Source organism: Prochlorococcus marinus XMU1408, from assembly GCF_003208055.1.
GTDB lineage: Bacteria > Cyanobacteriota > Cyanobacteriia > PCC-6307 > Cyanobiaceae > Prochlorococcus_B > Prochlorococcus_B marinus_A.
The window spans coordinates 181812-203428 of sequence record NZ_QJUE01000001.1 but is presented as its reverse complement, the minus strand read 5'-3'; the positions used below and the strand labels follow the sequence as shown (position 1 = coordinate 203428).

The 21617-nt window shown below is 35.0% G+C and carries 23 protein-coding genes and 1 tRNA gene; 10 read left to right on the top strand and 14 right to left on the bottom strand.

The annotated features are described in order from the left end of the window. Positions 1-47 precede the first annotated feature (47 nt). The gene (locus tag DNJ73_RS01045; RefSeq protein ID WP_187152519.1) at positions 48-986 is read left to right on the top strand and encodes a phytoene synthase; all 939 of its coding nucleotides are present in this window, start codon (positions 48-50) and stop codon (positions 984-986) included. A gap of 4 nt (positions 987-990) precedes the next feature. On the opposite strand, the gene DNJ73_RS01040 is transcribed toward DNJ73_RS01045, so the two are convergent. After that, positions 991-1422 carry an RNA recognition motif domain-containing protein gene (locus DNJ73_RS01040; protein ID WP_158465871.1) on the bottom strand — a complete coding sequence of 144 codons (432 nt, stop codon included), beginning with the start codon at positions 1420-1422 and terminating at the stop codon, positions 991-993. 66 nt (positions 1423-1488) lie between these two features. After that, positions 1489-2682, bottom strand: a complete 1194-nt coding sequence (locus DNJ73_RS01035) for a CCA tRNA nucleotidyltransferase (RefSeq protein WP_158465870.1) — start codon at positions 2680-2682, stop codon at positions 1489-1491. A 29-nt stretch (positions 2683-2711) separates the two neighbouring features. Here DNJ73_RS01035 and DNJ73_RS01030 point away from each other — a divergent pair, with 29 nt between their 5' ends. Next, positions 2712-2963 carry a Ycf34 family protein gene (locus DNJ73_RS01030; protein WP_158465869.1) on the top strand — a complete coding sequence of 84 codons (252 nt, stop codon included), beginning with the start codon at positions 2712-2714 and terminating at the stop codon, positions 2961-2963. A 16-nt stretch (positions 2964-2979) separates the two neighbouring features. Beyond that, on the top strand, positions 2980-3645 hold the full coding sequence (gene tsaB / locus DNJ73_RS01025; RefSeq protein ID WP_158465868.1) for a tRNA (adenosine(37)-N6)-threonylcarbamoyltransferase complex dimerization subunit type 1 TsaB: 666 nt from the start codon (positions 2980-2982) through the stop codon (positions 3643-3645). 33 nt (positions 3646-3678) lie between these two features. Here tsaB and DNJ73_RS01020 read toward each other — a convergent pair whose 3' ends face one another. Genes DNJ73_RS01020 through rpaB form a run of 5 tightly spaced genes read right to left on the bottom strand, consistent with a single transcriptional unit; the run spans position 3679 to position 8436 of the window. Beyond that, positions 3679-4365 (bottom strand): lysophospholipid acyltransferase family protein, encoded by a 687-nt coding sequence (locus DNJ73_RS01020; RefSeq protein ID WP_158465867.1) that lies wholly within the window; start codon positions 4363-4365, stop codon positions 3679-3681. Between the two features lie 2 nt (positions 4366-4367). After that, the gene (gene fabD, locus DNJ73_RS01015) at positions 4368-5264 is read right to left on the bottom strand and encodes an ACP S-malonyltransferase (RefSeq protein ID WP_158465866.1); all 897 of its coding nucleotides are present in this window, start codon (positions 5262-5264) and stop codon (positions 4368-4370) included. 26 nt (positions 5265-5290) lie between these two features. Beyond that, positions 5291-6307, bottom strand: coding sequence for a beta-ketoacyl-ACP synthase III (locus DNJ73_RS01010; protein ID WP_158465865.1), 1017 nt, complete (start codon positions 6305-6307; stop codon positions 5291-5293). Positions 6308-6361: 54 nt separating this feature from the next. Continuing rightward, on the bottom strand, positions 6362-7684 hold the full coding sequence (gene plsX, locus DNJ73_RS01005; protein WP_158465864.1) for a phosphate acyltransferase PlsX: 1323 nt from the start codon (positions 7682-7684) through the stop codon (positions 6362-6364). A gap of 5 nt (positions 7685-7689) precedes the next feature. Further along, positions 7690-8436 (bottom strand): response regulator transcription factor RpaB, encoded by a 747-nt coding sequence (rpaB, locus tag DNJ73_RS01000; protein WP_158465863.1) that lies wholly within the window; start codon positions 8434-8436, stop codon positions 7690-7692. Between the two features lie 106 nt (positions 8437-8542). On the opposite strand from rpaB, the gene radA reads away from it, so the two are divergent. Next, a complete protein-coding gene (radA, locus tag DNJ73_RS00995; protein ID WP_158465862.1) occupies positions 8543-9922 on the top strand; it encodes a DNA repair protein RadA in 1380 nt (459 codons plus the stop codon). A gap of 16 nt (positions 9923-9938) precedes the next feature. Here radA and DNJ73_RS00990 read toward each other — a convergent pair whose 3' ends face one another. Then, entirely contained in the window at positions 9939-10460 is a 522-nt protein-coding gene (locus DNJ73_RS00990; RefSeq protein ID WP_158465957.1) for a photosystem I assembly protein Ycf3, read from the bottom strand. Between the two features lie 161 nt (positions 10461-10621). On the opposite strand from DNJ73_RS00990, the gene DNJ73_RS00985 reads away from it, so the two are divergent. Genes DNJ73_RS00985 through DNJ73_RS00975 form a run of 3 tightly spaced genes read left to right on the top strand, consistent with a single transcriptional unit; the run spans position 10622 to position 14545 of the window. Continuing rightward, complete coding sequence (locus DNJ73_RS00985) at positions 10622-12952, top strand: heavy metal translocating P-type ATPase (protein WP_158465861.1); 2331 nt, start codon at positions 10622-10624, stop codon at positions 12950-12952. Beyond that, the gene (gene tmk, locus DNJ73_RS00980; protein WP_158465860.1) at positions 12949-13584 is read left to right on the top strand and encodes a dTMP kinase; all 636 of its coding nucleotides are present in this window, start codon (positions 12949-12951) and stop codon (positions 13582-13584) included. Before DNJ73_RS00985 ends, tmk begins: the two co-directional genes overlap by 4 nt. A gap of 1 nt (position 13585) precedes the next feature. Beyond that, positions 13586-14545: a DNA polymerase III subunit delta' gene (locus tag DNJ73_RS00975; RefSeq protein ID WP_158465859.1), complete on the top strand. Its 960-nt coding sequence runs from the start codon at positions 13586-13588 to the stop codon at positions 14543-14545. Here DNJ73_RS00975 and DNJ73_RS00970 read toward each other — a convergent pair. From DNJ73_RS00970 to DNJ73_RS00950, 5 genes are all read right to left on the bottom strand, one after another. After that, positions 14542-15339 carry a response regulator transcription factor gene (locus tag DNJ73_RS00970; RefSeq protein WP_158465956.1) on the bottom strand — a complete coding sequence of 266 codons (798 nt, stop codon included), beginning with the start codon at positions 15337-15339 and terminating at the stop codon, positions 14542-14544. The genes DNJ73_RS00975 and DNJ73_RS00970 overlap by 4 nt on opposite strands. A gap of 372 nt (positions 15340-15711) precedes the next feature. Next, positions 15712-15783, bottom strand: a tRNA-Asn gene (locus tag DNJ73_RS00965). Between the two features lie 29 nt (positions 15784-15812). Further along, positions 15813-16496, bottom strand: a complete 684-nt coding sequence (locus DNJ73_RS00960; RefSeq protein WP_158465858.1) for an ABC transporter ATP-binding protein — start codon at positions 16494-16496, stop codon at positions 15813-15815. 23 nt (positions 16497-16519) lie between these two features. Beyond that, entirely contained in the window at positions 16520-16783 is a 264-nt protein-coding gene (locus tag DNJ73_RS00955; protein WP_158465857.1) for a hypothetical protein, read from the bottom strand. Between the two features lie 81 nt (positions 16784-16864). Next, a complete protein-coding gene (locus DNJ73_RS00950) occupies positions 16865-18430 on the bottom strand; it encodes an ArnT family glycosyltransferase (RefSeq protein ID WP_257473269.1) in 1566 nt (521 codons plus the stop codon). Between the two features lie 143 nt (positions 18431-18573). Here DNJ73_RS00950 and cysK point away from each other — a divergent pair, with 143 nt between their 5' ends. Together cysK and DNJ73_RS00940 are read left to right on the top strand one after the other, a co-directional pair. Continuing rightward, positions 18574-19542 carry a cysteine synthase A gene (gene cysK, locus DNJ73_RS00945; RefSeq protein ID WP_158465955.1) on the top strand — a complete coding sequence of 323 codons (969 nt, stop codon included), beginning with the start codon at positions 18574-18576 and terminating at the stop codon, positions 19540-19542. 20 nt (positions 19543-19562) lie between these two features. After that, entirely contained in the window at positions 19563-20219 is a 657-nt protein-coding gene (locus DNJ73_RS00940; protein ID WP_158465855.1) for a J domain-containing protein, read from the top strand. Between the two features lie 17 nt (positions 20220-20236). Here DNJ73_RS00940 and DNJ73_RS00935 read toward each other — a convergent pair whose 3' ends face one another. Further along, complete coding sequence (locus tag DNJ73_RS00935) at positions 20237-20500, bottom strand: NAD(P)H-quinone oxidoreductase subunit O (protein ID WP_158465854.1); 264 nt, start codon at positions 20498-20500, stop codon at positions 20237-20239. Positions 20501-20686: 186 nt separating this feature from the next. Here DNJ73_RS00935 and DNJ73_RS00930 point away from each other — a divergent pair, with 186 nt between their 5' ends. Continuing rightward, on the top strand, positions 20687-21616 hold the full coding sequence (locus tag DNJ73_RS00930) for a TIGR01777 family oxidoreductase (protein WP_158465853.1): 930 nt from the start codon (positions 20687-20689) through the stop codon (positions 21614-21616). Position 21617: the final 1 nt, after the last annotated feature.

The following is a 21617-nucleotide window of genomic DNA, read 5'->3' as shown; positions in this document are numbered from 1 at the left end:
CAATTCAATAGAAAATTGCAAACAAAAAAACCTACAAATTTTTAATTTTGGCCCAGTCTTCTTTGAATCTAGAGGATGCCTACGAGGCATGTAGAAAGGAAACTGCACTGTGGGCTAAAACTTTCTACCTAGGCACAATGTTGTTGCCCCCTGCTAAACGCAAAGCCATTTGGGCTATTTATGTTTGGTGTCGCAGAACAGATGAGCTAATGGATAGCAGTGAAGCTCAAAAGAAATCTAGGAATGAATTATCGGATCGACTGAATAAATGGGAAGACAAAACAAAAAAAGTATTTGCTGGGAACACCGAAGATGATCTTGATGCAGTATTGGCTGATACTCTTCAAAAATTTCCTCAATCTATTCAGCCTTATATCGATATGATTGAAGGCCAAAGAATGGATTTAGATAAAACAAGATACAAAACATTTGAAGAACTTGAACTCTATTGTTATCGCGTCGCTGGAACAGTTGGTTTGATGACTCAAGGAGTAATTGGAATTGATTCTGCCTATACATCAAATCCCAATAAACCATCTCCTGATACTTCACAAGCTGCAATTGCTTTAGGAATTGCAAATCAATTAACCAATATTCTTAGAGATGTTGGAGAAGACAGAGGAAGAGGGCGAATATATTTACCATTAGAGGATCTAGCTAAATTTAATTATTCAGAAGAAGAACTAATAAAGGGAACGATTAATGATAATTGGAAAGCTTTAATGTCATTTCAATTAGCCAGAGCAAGAGATTGGTTCATTAAATCTGAAGAAGGCATCAAATGGCTCTCAATAGATGCACGGTGGCCCATATGGACCTCTTTGAGGCTTTACAGCGGAATACTAAACTCAATTGAGAAATTAGATTATGACGTCTTCAACAATCGTGCATATGTAAAAGGATGGGTGAAAGCTTTAAACTTACCCATCTCTTATTTGATGACTATCAACGATGAAAAATATAAACTTAGAACACTAATTAATTAAATATCTATACAGGGGTTTTTTGATTAGCTAAAAGTTCCTTCAGTTTTGATAATTCTCCAGCCCATCTTGGATCTGGAGCTTCTTTAATTGGTGCATCACTATGTACAACTTTCTTAACATCTTTACGATTTGAGCCTTTATTTCCGTTGTTGCCATTGGCTCCTCTTCTTGAGTTGCCTGAATTTGAATCTTTACGCTCAGAACGTTCAACCCTCAATTTATTACCATTAAATTCGTGACCATTTAATTTCTCAATAAGTTCATTGGCAACATTTTCATCTTTAATATTTGCGAAACCAAATCCCCTACAAGCCTTGGTATCTCTATCGAAAACAGCTTTAAATTTGATTCCATCTCCTATAGATGCAAGGAGCGATTCAAGTTCTTTAACATTAAAATTTTGCGGCAAATTGCCGATGTAGAGGCGGACACTCATGTAAGAAAAAGGGGATAAGAAGACGCCGGCATACGGCCGAGATTAATTTGATTTGTGTGTAGTTAATCACAAAAAGGGTGAATTCTCTAGGGTCCATTTACGAGCGACCTCTAAAGCCTCTTCTTTTGTAAAGAATCGTCCATAAGCTTTTCCCTTGGCAAGATGTCTCATTAGTTCTCCCAAAAAGGGGCCAGGAGGTATCTTCAAGGCTTCCTGAAGCAATGAACCATTCAAAGGTGAAGAGGGGTGAAAGAGAGGGTCAGAGAGGTCTTTCCAGCGTTTCAGCCAAGGATTTATATATTTGTCTTCCAAAAAAAGCATCAGAGATGGTAAATCCTCTTCCAAATCAATGTGAAGTTGAAACCTTTCATCTTCTGAAAGTTTATCTAAACCAAAGTTGTTAATTTTATTAACCCAAAACCTTAGATTCTTGCATCTTTTGATTTGATTCTTACTAAATGTCAAACTTGATAACCCCTCATCACTAAGTAAACAAATTAATTTTGCTAAAGGACTGCCATTTTTGAGCTCTTGAGATACAAAAAACTTGCTTTTTAGCTCAATTGGAGGAACCTGATCTTCATACCAATTTTTCAATAATTTTAGTTCTAAATAAGTTGTCCAAACTGAAGGATTCCATTCTGAATTAACTATTTTTAAAATCTCCATTTTTATCCTTTCAGGTGCAACATTACTTAATTTATCTACATTATTTTTTAGAAATTTTTTTGTTTTTCTATCTAAGACGAAATTTAATTCACACATTAATCGAAAACCTCTGAGAATTCTTAATGGGTCATCAATTAAATTCTTCTCACTTATTGCAACAATCCTATGAGTTTTCAAATCATCAATTCCTCCAGTTGGGTCAAAAATCTCTGGTTTTTCTTTAAGCCTTAAAGCAATTGCATTAATCCTGAAATCACGCCTAAATAAATCATCTTTAAGATTCCCACCTGCCTGACTAGCGAAATCAAGAGTCCATCCATTAACAACTAATCGAGCAATATCTCTTTTTTCATCAAGCCTTATTAAAGTTGCATTAATCTTTTTAGATAAATTTTCGCTGAACTTAATAGCACTTGTTGGTATTACAAAATCTAAATCAGGTTTTCGACCCAATTTGTTCAACAAACCATCTCTAACAGAACCTCCCACTAAAGCACTTCCAGGAGGTAAATCAGCCAATGATATTGGCCAATCTTTTAGATTTAAATCTCCAAAAAGATCAATTGATAGTAATGTATCCTTAATTATCAAAATATCACCAGGTTTTTATCTAAATAGTTATGTGCATCTGTGTTGATTGTGCCTGGGTAGATAGATGCAAGACTTACTACACAGTCGAAGAACATCACGGAGTCAAACACCTTTCTCAAAATCCAGATTTTCAAGGAACTAATCCAAAAATACATATCAATATTTTGGATATGCCTGATAGCAAGATTGGAATTGAATGGGATGTAAGAGGATGTGATAGTTTTCAACTAGATCAAGGCAAATGGAGCAGGCTTCGTCCTGGAGAAGAAATTCCAAAGTAAAACTATAATAAATTCATTGCAAAATTTCTATACTTCAAAATCAAAATATTTATTAGCATTACATAGCTGTTCAGAATCTTTTGGTATTGCAGTTAAAGATACAGAGAATCATGAAAAAATAATAAAAAGCGAAGTATTTAATATTGGGAGATCATTATCTAACAAATTATTTAGTTGTGTAGAAAAAATACTCCCCAAAGAGTTTTGGACTCAAATTATTCGAATTTCAGTTGCAAAAGGTCCTGGAAGTTTTACTAGCACAAGATTAACTATCTCAATGGCTAGAACAATTGCACAACAAGTTAATTGTTCCTTAGATTCAATAAGTTCCTTTCATTTAATGGCATCAAGACTTTACAAAGATCTGAATAAAAGCCAAATATATTATCCTTTTTGGATTAAAGATACTTTGCCAAGAAGAGGAATAGTTGCTGGTAAATATAAACTTATTAAAATCCACAAAGAATCTAATTACCATGAATTTAATGAACTCATTGCTCCAAAATTAATAATCAATGAAAAAGAAATTAATCCTGCAATTTATTCTTCTAATAATGTAGAAAAAGATATTATTTCACTAATAGAATTTTCTCAATACTGTCAAACTCTTAAAATTAATTCTAACTGGCAACAAACACTACCCATTTACCCAACTTCACCAATAGATCATAAAAAACTATAAATTCTAATATTTTAAACACAAAATATGGGTAATTTAATTTGATATGTTTTTTATTAAACCTTGATCCAGCATTGAATTTATAGCTATTTGGATTTCTTTAGTAGTTGATTTCAACTCTTCTTTTTTACGTGTTGAAGGAGGTTGAATTAATTTGCCAACTTTTAAATGAATAGATACAAATCGTGGAAAAAATGAACCTTTTGGAAAAGCTCTATGACTATTTACAATTGCCACAGGCAAAATAGGACTACCAGTCCTTGCAGCCAGTAGAGCAGCCCCTGCTTTTGGATCATTCACTCTTCCATTATCTTGTCTAGTTCCATCCAGAAATACACCCGTAGCCCAACCTTCAATTAATCTATTAGAAGCTGTTCTTAAAGCCTCTCGATCTCCAGCTCCCCTTTTAACTGGATAGGCTCCACAGGCAGAAATTATGAATGACAAAATAGGTACTCTAAAAAGTTCAGATTTGGCCATGAAAGCTACTGGGCGTCCCAAAGCATGACCCAAAATAGGAGGATCTAAATGAGAACCGTGATTTGATACCACTACAACTCCACCAGTCTTGGGCAAATTCGAAACTCCTATTGTTCGCCCTCTAAACAAAAATCGAAAAATCGGGAAAACGAATAAGTAACTTACGCAACCATAAACAAAACTTTGTCTAGGAGTGTTTTTATTACTTGTTCCATCGTGCTCAAAAACTTTTAATTGTTCCAAAATCAATATCCCAAATCACTTGCATTTGATATTTGACTTGTGAGAATCCCTTTCATAGATCTTTTAGCAAGACCACTAAGTACATTCCCAGGACCAATCTCAACCATTGTAGTTACTCCTTCATTTTGCATGACATTCATAGTCTCTCTCCATCTAACTCCAGTAGTCATTTGTTTTTTCAAACGATCCTTCAATACTTCTCCTTTTAAAGTTGGAGTTGGATCCACATTGCTTAAGATTGGAACTTGAGCATCAAGAAAAGTTAATTTATCAAGTTCCTCAGCAAAGATTTTAGATGCTTCAGACATGAAAATCGAATGAAAAGCACCTGAAACTTGTAAAGGTATAGCTCTTTTACATTTTAATTTATTAGCCACTTTACCTACTGCATCAGGAGAACCAGATAAAACAACTTGAGATTCACTATTGTCATTAGCTATTGCCGCCCCCTCAGTTTCTCTAATTAAATCATCGAGTTCATTTCGATCAAAACCCAAAACCGCAATCATTGAGCCTCCTCCTGCCGCTGCCATCAATTCCGATCTTTTTTTTAATAACAACAAAGCAGACTCCGCATCTAGAACCTCTGATGCGTAAAGACCCACAATTTCTCCGAGACTATGTCCCGCAATTACTTGAGTCTTCCTCTCTTGTCTTTTTAAATCATCAACTAGTAGTGACTCAACAACAAAAAGTGCAGGTTGAGTATTTCTCGTATCGTTTAAATCAAAGATTTCTTCATTAGTAATACCTTCCCCACTACAAATTTTCCACAAATCTCTTCCAAGAATTTGAGAGGCCAAATCAAATCTATCTCGAGAGCCAGGCAACTCAAGTAAAGAATTTGCCATACCTAATTTTTGAGAACCTTGTCCAGGGAAGACCCAGGCAATAGACATGATTTCCTTTATTAATTTTTTACAGCCTAATAGGGACCATGCCAATAAAACAAAGCCGCTCCCCAACTCAAGCCAGCACCGAATCCACTACAAGCTATTAAATCGCCTGACTTTATTCTTTCATCTCTTACTGCCTCATCAAGCATTAATGGGATCGTTGCTGCAGAAGTATTTCCATAGTGTTCCAAATTTGAGAGCACTTTGTCGGATGGTATGAGAAATCTTGAAGCAACAGCATCAAGAATTCTTTGATTAGCTTGGTGCAATAAGAGCCAATCTATACTCTCTGACTCAATTTGATGTTTATCTAAAAGTTCTCCAAGAATGATTGGAACTTCTTTAACAGCAAACTTGTAAACTTCCTTTCCCTCCATTCTGATTGGCAAATATTCGCCTTTTTGATAGGTGGCTCCTTGAACTAAATCTAAAAAAATATTTGATTGAGAAAGATTTAGACATCCTCCTCTACTTCCATCAGATTTCAAATCATATCCTATTAAGCCATTATCATTTTTATTTGCCTCAACAGCTACTGCTCCTGCTCCATCTCCAAACAAAACACAAGTCTTTCTATCATCCCAATCAACCCATTTTGATAATTGGTCTGCTCCGATCACAACTGCCCTTTTCATAGACCCAGAAGCTAAATACTGTGAAGCAGTTACCAAAGCAAATAAAAAGCCACTACAAGCTGCTGTCAGGTCAAAAGCTACTGCATTAGACGCTCCCAAGTTTGATTGAATTTTAGGCGCCGATCCAAATAAATCTTCAGGAGTAGATGTTGCAAGAATTATTAAATCAATAGTTTTTTCATCCCAATTAGCCATTTTTATAGCTTTCAATGCAGCATCTGAAGCCAAATCAATCAAAGATTGATTCTCTCCAATAACCCTTCTTTCACGAATCCCAGTTCTACTTTTAATCCATTCATCATTGGTATCTACTCTCTGACCAAGTTGGTCATTATTGATTATCTTTGGAGGAGTAGCACTTCCACACCCCACAAAAGATATTCCTGATTCCGATTGAGAATTACTAATCAAATCTAAAAAAAGCCCCTCATTTCATAAGTCAATCACATGCTAGGACAGTACCAATTAGACCTTTAAAACTTCTGGTTGATTTAAATCAGCCAAATCATCCATTACTCCATGGCTTGCAGCTGAATGCATCACTCTTAAAGCACTTAAAACAGATAAAGCTTTACTACCACCATGCCCAATAACACAAATCCCATTAATACCTAAAAGCAAAGCTCCACCGTGTTCGGCATGATCTAAACGTTTTTTTATTCGTTTCAAATTATTTCTCAAAAAAGCAGAACCTACTTTGCCTCTTCGCCCTCTTGGCAACTCTGCTCTCAACACTCCCAAAAGAACACTACCAACTGACTCTAAAAATTTCAGCAAAACATTTCCTGTAAACCCATCACAAACCACAACATCAAAATCTCCTGAAAGAACATCTCTTCCTTCACAATTTCCAGCGAAGTAGAAACGTTCTTCTTCATCTAACAGTTTGTAAGTTGCTAGCGAAAGATCATTACCTTTACAGGACTCTTCTCCAATATTCAATAATCCTATTCTTGGCTTATCTACTTGCAAAACATCTCGACAATAAATATTGCCTAGAAGAGCAAATTGATGCAAATAAGTTGGCTTGCAATCCATATTTGCACCAACATCTAAAACCAAAACTGGTTGTCCAGGATCTTTAGTTGGGAATAAAGCCCCAATTGCTGGACGATCAATACCTTTTAAACGACCCAACTTAAAAATGGCTGAGGCCATCATTGCTCCAGAGTTTCCAGCTGAATAAACACCCATTGCTTTGCCATCTTTAACCAACTTCATAGCAACATTTATGCTGGCATCCTTTTTTTTACGCACTGCAGTAGCTTCCTCATCCATACCAACTGAGATACCACTGGGAATTAATTTAAAATGCCCCTCATCTATAGCTTTATCAAGAGATTCTTTTAAGCCAAATTCAATTGCTGCTTTTTTTACTTTTTCAATTTCACCTACAAATTGAATTTTCAGTGGAAGCAGTGACAAAGATTTCAAACACCCATCAAGAATTGCTCCAGGGGCAAAATCTCCTCCCATTCCATCTACAGCGACCCATATCCTTTCTGAAGCTTGAATTCCAATTTTCTCCTCTGTACTTTCACCTCCCTGCAATCTTCTAAGAGGGTCAAATACAAATGGTTCTAATGTGCTCCTAGCAATTGAACCTGCACTTGTAACTACAGAACCAGCATTGGAAACGACTGTTCCAGCAACATTACTTGCTGCAGTAGCAGAGCTTGTTGCAGTGTCTACAAGACTTGTCACTGCAGAGTTTCGCCTATACCAAATAACCAATCGTCTTATTGCCTTAGAACGATTAGTTTTATTATTGAGGTGATTTTTTTCCACTGAATTTATGATCCTTCAGGAATCATAGAATCGACAATTCTCTGAAAAAGATACCCTGTTCCTCTTGCCGTAAGAATTAATTCTGGATTTGCTGGATCATCCTCAAGCTTTGATCTAAGCCTAGAAATATGAACATCCACTACTCTTGTATCAACATGCCTTTCAGGTGTATATCCCCAAACTTCTTTCAGAATCTCGCCTCGACTAAAAGGTTCTCCAGAACGACTGACAAGAAGTTCTAAAAGGCTAAATTCCATGCCTGTTAATCTGATACGTTCATCATTTCTATAAACCTGACGCTTATTTGTATCAATCTTTAAATTCATAACTGCAATAACACCTGAATTAGGCAGTCCAGCTATTTGCTCTTTTTCAACTCTTCTCAAAACACATCTAATTCTGGCTTCTAATTCTTTTGGACTGAATGGCTTGACAACATAATCATCTGCACCAAGCTCTAAACCAGTAATTCTGTCTGCAACATCCCCCAAAGCTGTCAACATAACTATTGGGACATCCGATTCCTTTCTTAGTTCCTGGCAAACCCCATAACCATCTAATTTAGGCATCATGACATCAAGCACAACTAAATCAGGCTCACAATTTCTAAAAAGATCTAGCGCCTCATTGCCATCACAAGCTGTAACGACCTGATAGCCAATCATGGATAGGCGAGTTTCTAGGATCCTCCTAATACTTGCCTCATCATCGGCTACGAGGATGGTTTCCTTTGAGGTACTAGTGGCCGTCATTTTTCCTTAGATTTGGCGGCTGCTAAAAGATCTTAAATGAGGGTGCACCAAAAATTAAAGATCACTTTCTTTATTCAACTACAACCAACTTCCTTTTTACAACTAAGTGTCTCGTTCTGTCTCTATTTATGTCTGTCAAAGTTGCGGTGCTCAAACGAGACAATTCTTTGGCCGCTGCAACAATTGTGGAGAATGGAATTCAATAATAGAAGAAAAAATCAATCAAAAAACAGATAAATCTATTTACACAAAGATTAATTCTGCTACAGAAAAATCTCCATATAGATCAGAGCCTATAAGCCATACAAAAAACCAAATAATTAACCGAATTCCTAGTGGATATAAAGAATTTGACAGAGTGCTTGGAGGAGGATTAGTCCCTGGATCGCTTGTATTAGTTGGTGGAGAACCTGGTATTGGGAAAAGCACTTTGATTTTACAAAGTGCTACTGCAATGGCTCATGAAAGATCAGTGCTCTATATAGCCGCTGAAGAATCAGCTGAACAAGTAAAACTCAGATGGAATCGAATTGAGAATTCTCAATCCAATCTTCACTTACTTGCAGAAACTGATCTAGAGCTAGTGATAAAAGAGCTTAATTACTTAAAACCTGCAGTTGCAGTTATTGATAGCATCCAAGCTTTACACGATCAAAATTTATCTAGTTCTCCTGGATCAGTAGCACAAGTTAGAGAATGTTCAGCAGCTTTACAGCAAATTGCCAAAAGAGAAAACATATCTCTTTTAATAATTGGCCACGTCACTAAAGATGGAATGTTGGCGGGACCAAAAGTTCTAGAACATCTTGTTGATGCCGTACTCACTTTTGAAGGAGATAAATTTGCTACTCACAGACTACTTAGAGGTGTAAAAAATCGATTTGGCGCCACTTCTGAATTAGGAGTCTTTGATATGCAAACAAATGGATTATCGGAAGTATCTAATCCAAGTGACTTGTTTTTAAGTAAAACCTCAGCTCCTGGAATTTCAACAATTGTGACTTGCGAAGGAACAAGGCCATTAGCGATAGATATACAAGCACTTTTAAATCCCACTAGTTATTCCAGCCCAAGAAGAACTACCACTGGTATTGAAATCAATAGGCTGCATCAGATTTTGGCAGTTCTAGAAAAAAATATGAATTTATCACTGTCGAGATACGATTGTTATCTTGCTGTGGCTGGAGGATTAGAAGTTGAAGAACCTGGGGCTGATCTAGGGATAGCTGCCGCAATAGTTTCGAGCTTTAAAAATATTGAACTTGAAGAAGGTATCGTATTTATTGGTGAAATAGGCCTAGCTGGTCAATTAAGATTAGTTAGGCAAATGCGACAAAGAATTAATGAAGTTACTCGACTTGGATATAAGAAAATAATTATCCCAGATGGAATACATACAAATGAATTTGAAACAAATCAGAACTTGGAAATAATAAAAGTATCAAATATAAATCAAGCTTTAATTGTTGCGTTAAATAATATTTGATCAACAATGAATTTATTTATAAATAAACATCAACATTTCCTCTACCTGTCGTCTTGAGCCAATTCTCTATATCTAAATATCCTCCAGGATACAGGCGAACTGCTTTACTCCATACTTCGGCAGCTTGGTCAAACCATATATCCCCTTCATCTTGATTACCATTTCTTTGAGCCATTCTGCCTCTTTTTTCATAAATTAAACCCATATTTTTTAAGCAAGATGGCTGCTTGGGATTTTGTCCCAAAGCTTTTTTATATGTATTTAGGGCCCTCTCTTCATCTCCATTACTCATATAAATTATTGCCATATTTTTTAATGTCTCACCTCTATCAACTTGATTGTCTTCAAGTTTTAAGCTCTCCTCATAATACTCAAGAGCCTCTGAGTAATCTCCATCATTTTGAGCTGCTAAACCTTTTCTATAATAAAGATAGGCTTCCTTTTCTTTAGAGGCGATTGGCATCACTTTCACTATTCCTTCAGCCATTTTCGTGAAAGCCTTATCAAGAAAATTGTCTTTGTTTTGACTTCGAGGCACAATTGAACCAACATCAATACATATCATTCTATCCTGCCTGAAAATAAGAAAAAAGGATAGAATTAATAAAACTAATTTTCATGTATTAATAAATTATTAAATAAATGCAAGATGTTTTTTATTTATTAAATTTAGAATAAGTACTAGAAATTCATATTCCCTTGAGCAACAAAAAGATTGCCCAAAGCAAAAATTCAATTCTGCTTGATATAGATGGGATGAAGTGCGGAAGTTGCGTTCAGGCAGTTGAAAAAATAATTAAAAGTTACCCCAAGGTAAATAATGCAAGCGTTAATTTAGTGACAAAAACTGCTTTTATAGAAATTGAAGAGCCTAATCAATCGCTTACTGACCTAATACAAACTCTTACATCTAAAGGTTTTCCTTCAAAAGAAAGAGACTATCAAACAGTTTCTAAGAATATCGAATTAGAGACAAACGAAAATCTAAATTTATGGAATAAATGGCGACAATTAATAATTGCCACTTCATTACTAATTCTCTCTGGAATGGGACACTTAGTTGAGGGACAACAAATATCTGTCCCAATTATTGGATCATTACCATTTCATGCTGCACTAGCAACATTTTCTTTACTTGGACCAGGAAGATCAATTTTAAAAGCAGGTATAAATTCAGCAATGATTTTCACACCGACAATGGATACTTTAGTCAGTCTTGGTGTGTTGAGTGCTTACATCGCAAGCATAATTGCTTTGATTTGGCCAAGAGTTGGTTGGCCATGTTTTTTCAATGAACCAGTGATGCTGCTTGGATTTGTCTTGTTAGGTCGTTTTTTAGAAGAACGTGCTCGAATCAAAACAGGCACTGCATTAAAAGAATTAGCAAAATTACAACCTGAAACAGCAAATTTAGTTTTAGAAAATAATGAAACTCGTGAAATCAGAATAGGGGCGTTAAGACCAGGAGAAAAGATCCAATTATTAGCCGGAGATAGAATCCCAGTTGATGGATTAGTTATAAAAGGAAATTCAGCGATAGATATCTCAAGTTTAACTGGAGAATCTTTACCATTAGACGCATCCCCAGGCACCAAACTCCCTTCAGGTAGCTTGAATTTAGAATCAACAATTACTCTAGAAGTACAAAAAATAGGTTCGGAAACAGCAATAGCTAAAATAATTAGTTTAGTAGAAGAAGCCCAAGCCAGAAAAGCGCCGATTCAAGGATTAGCTGATAAGGTTGCAGGAATTTTCTGCTATGGAGTTACATCACTTGCATTTATTACTTTTCTTTTTTGGTGGAAGATTGGAACAAAAATATGGCCAGAAGTTTTAGAGGTTTCTAATTCAGGTTTTATGCAAAGTCATCATTTGCATGATCATTTAATGAATGCAGCTCAAACACCAATTGGTCTCTCATTTCAATTATCGATAGCTGTTTTAGTTGTTGCTTGTCCATGTGCTTTAGGTCTTGCTACTCCAACAGTAATAACTGTTGCCTCAGGGGAAGCTGCAAAAAGAGGTTGGCTTTTCAAGGGGGGTGATGTAATTGAAATGGCATCCAAAGTAAGTCAAATCATTTTTGATAAAACAGGAACTCTCACAATTGGAAGACCTTTAGTTGTGGGCTCCTGGGAAAACCAAGACACAACAAGAAAAGAAATGCTGAGATTGGCAGCAAGCATAGAGCAAGATAGTAGACATCCGCTTGCTCAAGCAATTATTCAAGAAGCAAATAAAAAAGAAATCATATTAGAGCAAGTTTCATCCTCAATGACATTTGCAGGGAAAGGCTTATCTGGCAAAATCCAAGATTTAGATGGATTAATAAGAGTTGGAACTCCCGAATGGATAAGGAGTGAAGGAGTTGAATGGAATGAAATTATTGAAGAAAATTTCAAGCTTTCAAAAAGTAAATCTCAATCTATAGTTGCAGTTGCTATGGAGGAAAAATTATTAGGATTTTTCTTAATTGATGACCAGATAAGGAAAGATGCTTTCCTTTCAATAAACAAATTGCGCTCTAGAGGCTTTTCACTAAGTTTGTTCAGTGGTGATAGAGATTCAGCAGTTATATCTTTAGGAGAAAAATTAGGTTTTAGTAAAAAACAAATTGAATGGCAAATGTTACCTTCAGACAAGCTAGATAAGTTAAACGATTTAAAAAATAAGGGTTTAGTTGCAATGATAGGAGATGGAATTAATGATGCTCCAGCTCTCGCCGCTGCAGACTTAGGAGTCGCTATAGGGACAGGAACTCAAATAGCACAAGATTCTGCTGATCTTGTTTTATTAGGAGAGAACTTGGAAGCATTACCAAATTCTTTACAACTATCGAAACAAGCAATGCTTAAAATAAGACAAAACCTTGCATGGGCATTTGGATACAACTTAATTGCTTTACCTATCGCAGCAGGACTACTTTTACCTTCCTTCGGCTTATTACTTTCTCCTCCATTGGCGGCTTTACTTATGGCTTTGAGCTCAATAAGCGTTGTCTTTAATGCTTTATCTTTGAAGTCAAAATGAAAGGGAAGTTTATTGTTGTTGAGGGTATTGATGGCTCTGGAAAAACTACTCAAATCAATCAATTATCAAAATGGCTTAGTGGCACTAATTTCATTCCTGATAATAATCACTTAATTATTACTAGAGAACCAGGAGGAACTCAATTAGGGCAATCTATTAGATCACTTCTACTAGATACTTCTATCGAAAAAACCCCAGATTCGATTACTGAACTTTTACTTTATGCCGCCGATAGAGCTCAACATGTAAATGAGATTATTCGTCCATCTTTAAATAAAGGCGATTGGGTAATAAGCGATAGATTTTGTGGATCCACAATTGCTTATCAGGGTTATGGTAGAAAATTAGATATCAAATTAATTAAAGATCTTGAAAGGATTGCCACTCAAGGCATTTCTCCAGATATCACATTTCTATTAGATATATCAGTTGACGAAAGTATAAAAAGAAGAATAAGTAGAAAAGACGATCGAATGGAAAAAGAAGGTAGAGACTTTTTATCAAATGTATCTAAAGGCTTTCAGGAATTATCTGAGGAGAATCATTGGAAAAAAATATCTGCTATGAAGTCTAAAGATGAAATTATATTCGAGATGAAATCTGAGATCAATAAGTTATTAAAAGATAGATAAAATGGATGAATTTAATAAAATATATGGTCAAGATTTAGCAATTCAAATTTTAAAATCTTCTATTTCAAAAAAACATATTTCAACAGCATATTTATTCTCAGGTCCAGAAGGAGTAGGAAGAAAAAAAACTGCAAAAGTTTTTATTCAATCAATTCTAAATACAAATCCTGATAAAGAAGACACCAAGAGGAAAATAGAAAATAATAATCATCCTGACTTATTATTTATAGAACCATCTTATATGGTTCAAGGTAAAAGTATTTCTCAGGAAAAAGCAAAATTAGAAAGTATAAATATAAAATCACCAGCTCAAATAAGACTTAATCAAATTAAAGAAATAATAGAATTCTTAGCCAAGAAGCCATTGGAATCAGAACGAAGCATTGTGATAATTGAAGATATTGAAAAGATGAACGAATCTGCATCAAATGCATTATTAAAAACCCTTGAAGAGCCAAACGCAGGATTATTTATTCTAATAACCCAACGGCCCGAGAAATTATTATCAACCATTCGATCAAGATGTCAAATAGTACCTTTTCTACGCTTAAATGATGATCAAGTAAGTACAATCATTAAAAGCCTAAAAGTCGTTCAAGAAATAAATGATATAACTAAAGAAAAAGTTAAAGAACTAATTGCCTTTTCATATGGATCCCCAGGGCGATACCTAACAAATATTCAATATTGGTTAGGTATTTCAAATGGTTTGCGAGAAAAGCTAGAAATGAAATTAACTAATCAAATTGAAGTATTAAAACTAGCAAAAGAAATTACCGATGAACTAGATATAGATCATCAATTATGGTTAATCAATTTCCAACAAAATAGAATTTGGGAAAGAGAAAAAAATTCAACTCTTATCAAAAAATTCGAGCAGCTTAGGCAACAATTAATAAGTTACGTACAACCAAGACTGGCTTGGGAAGTAGCTTTATTGGAAATAAACTTTATTAATTAAACAGTGACCCTTTCATCAGTATTTTTTTTTGAAGAGCTCTCTTCTCTTGCTTGCAATATTAAGGGTTGAATTTCATTTATTTTATCCCCAGTTGGTAATTCCAAGCAATATCCAGCACCATAAACAGTTTTTATGAATTTAGGTTTTCTTGGATCAGGCTCAAGCTTTGTTCTCAAATGTCTTACATGGACACGAATCGTTTCAATATCATCATCAGGTTCATACCCCCAAACTTCTTTGAGAATTAGTGAAGGTGCAACTGTCTGGCCATGCCTTTGCATTAAACAATGCAGCAATTCAAATTCCAAGTGAGTTAAACGCACAGGAGCTTCAAACCAAATCGCCTCAAATCTTTCAGGGACAAGAGTAAGAGGTCCATAATTGAGTATTTCTTGCTGATTACTACTTCCTAAAGGAGCACGATTAGTTCTTCTTAATAGAGCTTTTATTCTGACTTGTAATTCTTCTAAATCAAATGGTTTTGTTATGTAATCATCAGCACCTGAGTTAAATCCCGTGACTTTATCTTTAATACCACCCAAAGCCGTAATCATAAGTATTGGTATTCCCGCTGTCCTTTCATCTCTTCTTAGGCGCTGGCAAAGGGTTAAACCATCAACCTTTGGAAGCATTAAATCAAGAAGAATAAGATCAGGAGCATATTGCAAAGCTAGAGCTTGCCCCTTAATGCCATCCTCAGCTCTTTGAACATCAAAACCAGTATGTTCTAGATGCCCTGCAACCAGGTCTCTCATGTCCTGGTCGTCTTCAATAAGTAAAATGCAAGGCTTCATTAATAATTGCCAAAGTAACAAAAAAGTACTCGCAACAGCGATTACTAAATATTTGTATGATTCTCTCAAAATTTTGTTTTTATTGCAGAATTCGAAAAATCCGGTTATCCATAGCTTAATCCGCAGGATCATCTGCTATCACTGATTTTTCATAAGATAAAAAACTAAAAAAAGTTCTACTGTCTTTAGAAAGTCTTCCAATTCGAAGGTGTTTCTGTTAAGGATCTCTGAAAACTTGCTTAGAAAACGCACATAAAAAGCTTTCCTTGGAATATTTATTTCCTCTTGTCGATTAATAAATAGTTTTTGAATCTAGAAAATTCCAAAAAATTTATATGACAGTCAATCAATGATTTCAATTTTTTTTAAAAACTCCCCGGGCGGGATTCGAACCTGCGACCAATCGGTTAACAGCCGATCGCTCTACCGCTGAGCTACCGAGGATTACAACATTAAGAACTTAACCTTGCCAGCTACCTAAGGGCAAGTGATTTTAATTGTTGGAACACTTTTGAACCAGAATCCCATTTTCCAATAGCTCCATTTTTAAGTATTGCCGCACCATCACAGTAAAACAATTCCTCTAAACGATGAGTTACCCATATTGCAGTAATTGGATCAGTTGAGGAACTTGTTAACTTCTTCACAACTTTTAAGACTGACTTTTGACTTTGAGGATCTAAAAGAGCAGTCGGCTCATCAAGTAAAAGTAAATTAGAATCACTTACCACTGCACAAGCAAGAGCTAATCGCTGCTTTTGTCCTCCACTAAGGGTATGAATAGGTCTATCTAACATTTCTCCTAAATCGACTTTTTCAAGGGCTGATTGAATCAACTCAAATAACTTACTTTGAGGAATAGTTTTCGGTACACAAAGGATCAACTCACTTTTACAAGTTGGCATAAGCAATTGATGGTCTGGATTTTGAAAAACCAATGATGGCTTCAAAGAACAGAAAACTCTTCCACTTTTAGGTCGAATTACTCCAGTTATTAGGCGAAACAAGGTACTTTTACCACTTCCATTTTCTCCTACCAACATCCACAACCCAGGTTTTTTAATTGAAAACGAGCATTGATCAATAACATTGACTCCATTGGGCCAAGAAAAAGAAACTTTATCGAATTCCAAATCGCCAAACTCAGTTGGTTTCAAAATTGAATAACTCCCATTTTCTCTTAATTTTCAAGTGAAAATCCAGGACGTTTACTACTGCCACCACTACTTGTTTTTTCATAAATTTGTATAGCAATAATTTCACTTACTAGAACAGTAATTTTTTTATCCTCAACTTTTTCACAGGTCAATTCTAAAAGCCTTTGATTACCTTTCTGAATAGAATCTATAACTTCAGAATAAACTCGTTTAGCATCTTCATGCTCTTTCCTCTGAACTATCAAAGGTAAAGGGCTTAACTTAATAGTAAGCTCGATACAATACACTTTAAAAAAACTAATAACTATTTAATTCTTGCAAAAAAAATCAAAATAAGTGAAAAATATGTTAAAAAAATAATATTTAATTTATTCATTGCATGTATAAAGATCCCAATCATTAGTTTCCTTAATAACCTTGCATTTAGTCTGAGTTTTCTTGTCAAAACTTTTTATTTGTTTTTGTGCATACCAATTTAAACTTGGACGCTCAAAGCTATTACCAATATAAATTTCTTGATTAGGTAAGTCAGATATCAATTCAGCTACTGGTCTTACATCCCAATTCTCATTTATTTCCCATAACCAAAATTTTGAACTTACAAAGAAGATTAAGCCAATTACGCTTCCTAGAATTATCCCCAAAAAACCAATTTTCCTAATATTCTTTCTTGAATTTGATAGTAATCGTGCCCCAATCAGCCAACCAGAACTTATAGAAAAAATTATATTAAAGTATTCTTCTCCCCAATTTAATAAGTTGAATTTCAATAGTAAAGAGAGAATCAATAGAGATAATCCAATGAAAGATATTACATAAGGGATTATGCTTAATATTTTCCTAGCAAGAACATAATCATAATCTTTTCTGTTAATTAACCAAGCAATTGGTGGACCACATAATAAAGCAAAAGGCAACCAAAAAGGATGTATATACCAAGGCAATTGCAGTTTCAAGGGTAAAATACTTCCAGCAATAATTATTTGTGTACTAAAAGCCCAAGTTCCCCAACGAGTATGCAGATGAGAAAATGCCCATACAACTCCAATTGGCCATACAAGAATCCAAGGCCATCCTCCTTCAAATATTTCAATTACTGGGACTAGAAAGCCAAGCTCACTACCAGAACCTTCTTTAAACAAAACTCTTCCTGCACCATCACCCCACCACATCCATAAAGCTCCAGAGCCATAGGAAAATACATTCCATAAATGCCAAGCGAAGCCAGGGATTAGGCCATAAAAAAACCATCCCCATGAAAGATTATTGAAATAATTTCTTGACCTGTTTTCCCAAATCAAAGGTAATAAAGACGCTAAAAGTGCAGGAATAATTACAGGGGCCTTGAGTAAAAGCATGAAACTACAAGCAAATCCAGCTCCTAAAAACTTAACTTTGTTTGACCTGTTATTTTCTATTGATGATAAGCAAAACCATAAAAATGCAATCGCACTCAGCTGTGTCCCATCCAACATTGCCATTCGTCCGTACCTAACAATTGGCAATAAAGTCAATAAAATAGCTGATGTAGTAATACAAGAAATTCGATCTTTAGGCCGTAAATTCCATTGAATCAGCCCTCCCAAAGGCACAACAAAAGTAGAAAAAAGTGCTGGAAAAAATCTTATACAAAACTCGGAAGGTAAAAATTCAATATTATGTTGAAATTTTTGCCTAATCCAGATAGCAAAAGAAATTATCCAATGCAAACCTGGGGGTTTATTCAAATATGGTTCATCCCAGATCGAAGGTAGCAATCTATCTAGTCCACTTTTTTGGTTCAATTCCAGCGCTACTCGAGCAACTGTTGCTTCGTCAAAATCTCTCAAAGGCAAGTTCCCAAGAGAAATAAATGCAATTACACAAGCTATTGTCCAAAAAAGAAAGATCCACAAGATTGGAGGTCTATAGTTTTGGGAAACTCTCTCAGTCAATACCAAAAAATTATTCCATCTATTTATATCTCTAAAAGGTCAATAAAGCTTTTGAAAAAAAAATATTCAAGCATTATTGAATAAGAGTTGAATTCTTAAATAACTTTTTTACCTCGAAACTGATACCAGTTTTTTATAAGATGATGAAAATTGCTAATGACATAACTGCTCTAGTGGGCCAAACACCTCTGGTCAAGCTAAATCGATTACCTAATGAATTTAATTGCAAGGCGGAAATCGTCGCCAAATTAGAAAGTTTTAACCCAACAGCTTCAGTAAAAGACCGCATAGCTGGAGCAATGGTGCAATCAGCCGAGAGAGAAGGCACAATCAAACCTGGTCAGACTGTATTAATTGAGCCCACTAGCGGTAATACTGGTATTGCTTTGGCAATGGTAGCGGCAGCGAAAGGATACCGACTAATCCTTACAATGCCTGACACAATGAGTACTGAAAGACGTTCTATGCTCAGAGCATTTGGAGCAGAGCTTCAACTAACTCCTGGGAAAGAAGGGATACAAGGCGCTATTCATCTAGCCAAAGAATTAGTAGCATCGATTCCAAACTCATATTTACTTCAGCAATTCGATAACTTATCGAATCCTGAAATTCACGAAAAAACTACCGCCGAAGAGATATGGAAAGATTGCGAAGGAAAACTGGATGGATTAATTGCTGGTGTAGGAACAGGAGGAACAATAACTGGTTGTGCAAGATTTTTAAAACGAAATAATCCTAAAATTAAGGTTTTTGCTGTAGAACCATCATCTAGTCCAATACTCTCAGGAGGTAAATCTGGAACTCATGCAATACAAGGAATTGGTGCTGGTTTTATACCTAATGTATTAGATATGAGTCAACTTGATGAAGTAATACAAATCAGTGATGATGAAGCAATGGAAATAGGAAGGAGGCTTGCAAAAGAGGAAGGTTTACTAAGTGGAGTAAGCAGTGGAGCGGCAGTAGCGGCAGCGCTCAAGATTGGTAGCAAATCTGAATTTGCCAATAAGCGTTTAGTTGTTATTTTACCTAGCTTTGGAGAAAGATATCTTTCGACAACTATGTTTACTTCTATTCCTGCAAATCCAGTTAGAGGAAATGAGTATCTCTAAAAAATAAATAATCTTTTTAAATGACTAGCGACCCATATCAAATATTAAAAGTTCATCCCAAGACAAACCTCCAAGATATTAAAAAGGCATATAGAGAGCTTGTAAAAATACATCATCCAGATAAAGGAGGAGATATAAAAGTAATGCTCGAAATAAATGCTGCATGGGAAATATTAAAGACAAAGCACAAGAATAATAAAGTAAATAAAATTGATAATTGTAATGCTAACAGGGAAACTAGATATAAAAAAGAGACCACTCATTCCTCGCAATCTGAAGATATAAAAACTTGGTTTAAGAATATTTATATCCCAATCGATAAATTACTTGGTCAAATAGTTAATCCTTTACCAGCAAAAATCAGAGACTTGTCAGCAGACCCTTATGATGAGTTATTAATGGATACTTTCTGCTTATATCTTGAAAAAAGTAAAAGCAAAATTAATAAAGTAAAAATAATATATACCTCTATTGCAAGTCCTTCTCTAATTAAAGATTTTAGCTTAGATCTTTATCATTGCTTATCACAAGTTGAGGACGGTCTTAATGAATTAGAGCGCTACACTATGGGTTATGTTGATAATTATCTACACGATGGCAAGTCAATGATTGCAGAAGCAAAGAAAAAAAGAAAATTCTTACAAACAAATAAAAAAGAATGGCTTTTTAATAAATAATATTGATCACATAGTTACTAATATGAAACTATGTGATCAGAACTTATCCAGACATCAGGAACAGGTCTCCTCCACCTAATTTGACAATAATCACCTTTAATAAGTAGTACCTCTCCTGGACCTTGAAAAATATATTCAGGTAAATTATTATCACTTGCTTTAGATTCTAAGCTATTTAAATATTTCACACGATCGACTTTTATAAGATCTCCTTTTCTGAATTTCTTAATTACTTTTGGAGGTGATTGTGAATCATCTACTTTTGCAGGTTGATCAGACATGTTAAATAATCAAAAAAAGTTAAATGACTTCATTCAAAGGTTTAAACGAAGAATAACAGTTAATACAAAATAATAAAAATCATGTCATTAAGAAATTGAAAATTCTAGTACCCCAATATTCTTGAATGAAAACTCCATAAGTTAATGAAAATCCCTTTAAGCTAAGCAAATATAACTGAAGAGATCATGAAATTATTTCTTACTGGTTGCACTGGCTTCATAGGACGAGAATTAATTCCTTTACTCATTAGTGAAGGCCACAAACTCACGATCATATCTAGACAATCCGAAAAAAAAATAAAAATGACAGTTAATAGCTCAGAGATCAAGGTTATTCAAATGAATCCCGCTGACTCTTCTTCTTGGAATAATGAAGAATTGCAAAGCTCGCTTCAAAGCTGTGAGGGAGTAATAAACCTTGCAGGCGAGCCAATTGCTGAAAAAAGATGGACTGACGAACATTGCAAAGAGATTACCAATAGTCGCCTAGAAACAACTAAAAATCTGATTCAAAACCTTCGTAATCTAAAAAAATCCCCAAAAGTCCTAATTAACGCTTCTGCGATTGGTTTTTATGGCTCACATTCTCAAACTGAATTTACTGAAGAAGATATTCCTGGTGATGATTACCTAGCTAATTTATGTCAAGAATGGGAAACTATTGCAAAAAACAAACCAAGAGCAACTCGACTTTTAATTATAAGAATTGGAATTGTATTGGCCAAAGATGGAGGAGCACTTGGAAAAATGCTACCCATTTTCAAAGCTGGTCTTGGAGGTCCTATTGGAGATGGAAAACAATGGATGAGCTGGATACATAGAACAGATATTTGTAATCTGATTAACGAAAGTATTAAAAATTCGTCTTTTTCAGGTGTAATAAATGGAGTTGCACCAAATCCAGTAAGAATGAATGAGTTTGCAAGTTTACTTGGCAAAGTACTTGGAAGGCCAAGCCTTTTGGCGGTGCCAGGTCCAATACTAAAATTAATTTTAGGAGATGGAGCACGTGTAGTTTTAGAGGGACAAAATGTACAATCTAAAAAATTTAAAAAGCTAAGGTTTAAATTTATTTTTCCTACAATTAATGAGGCTTTAAAATCAATATTAAACTAAA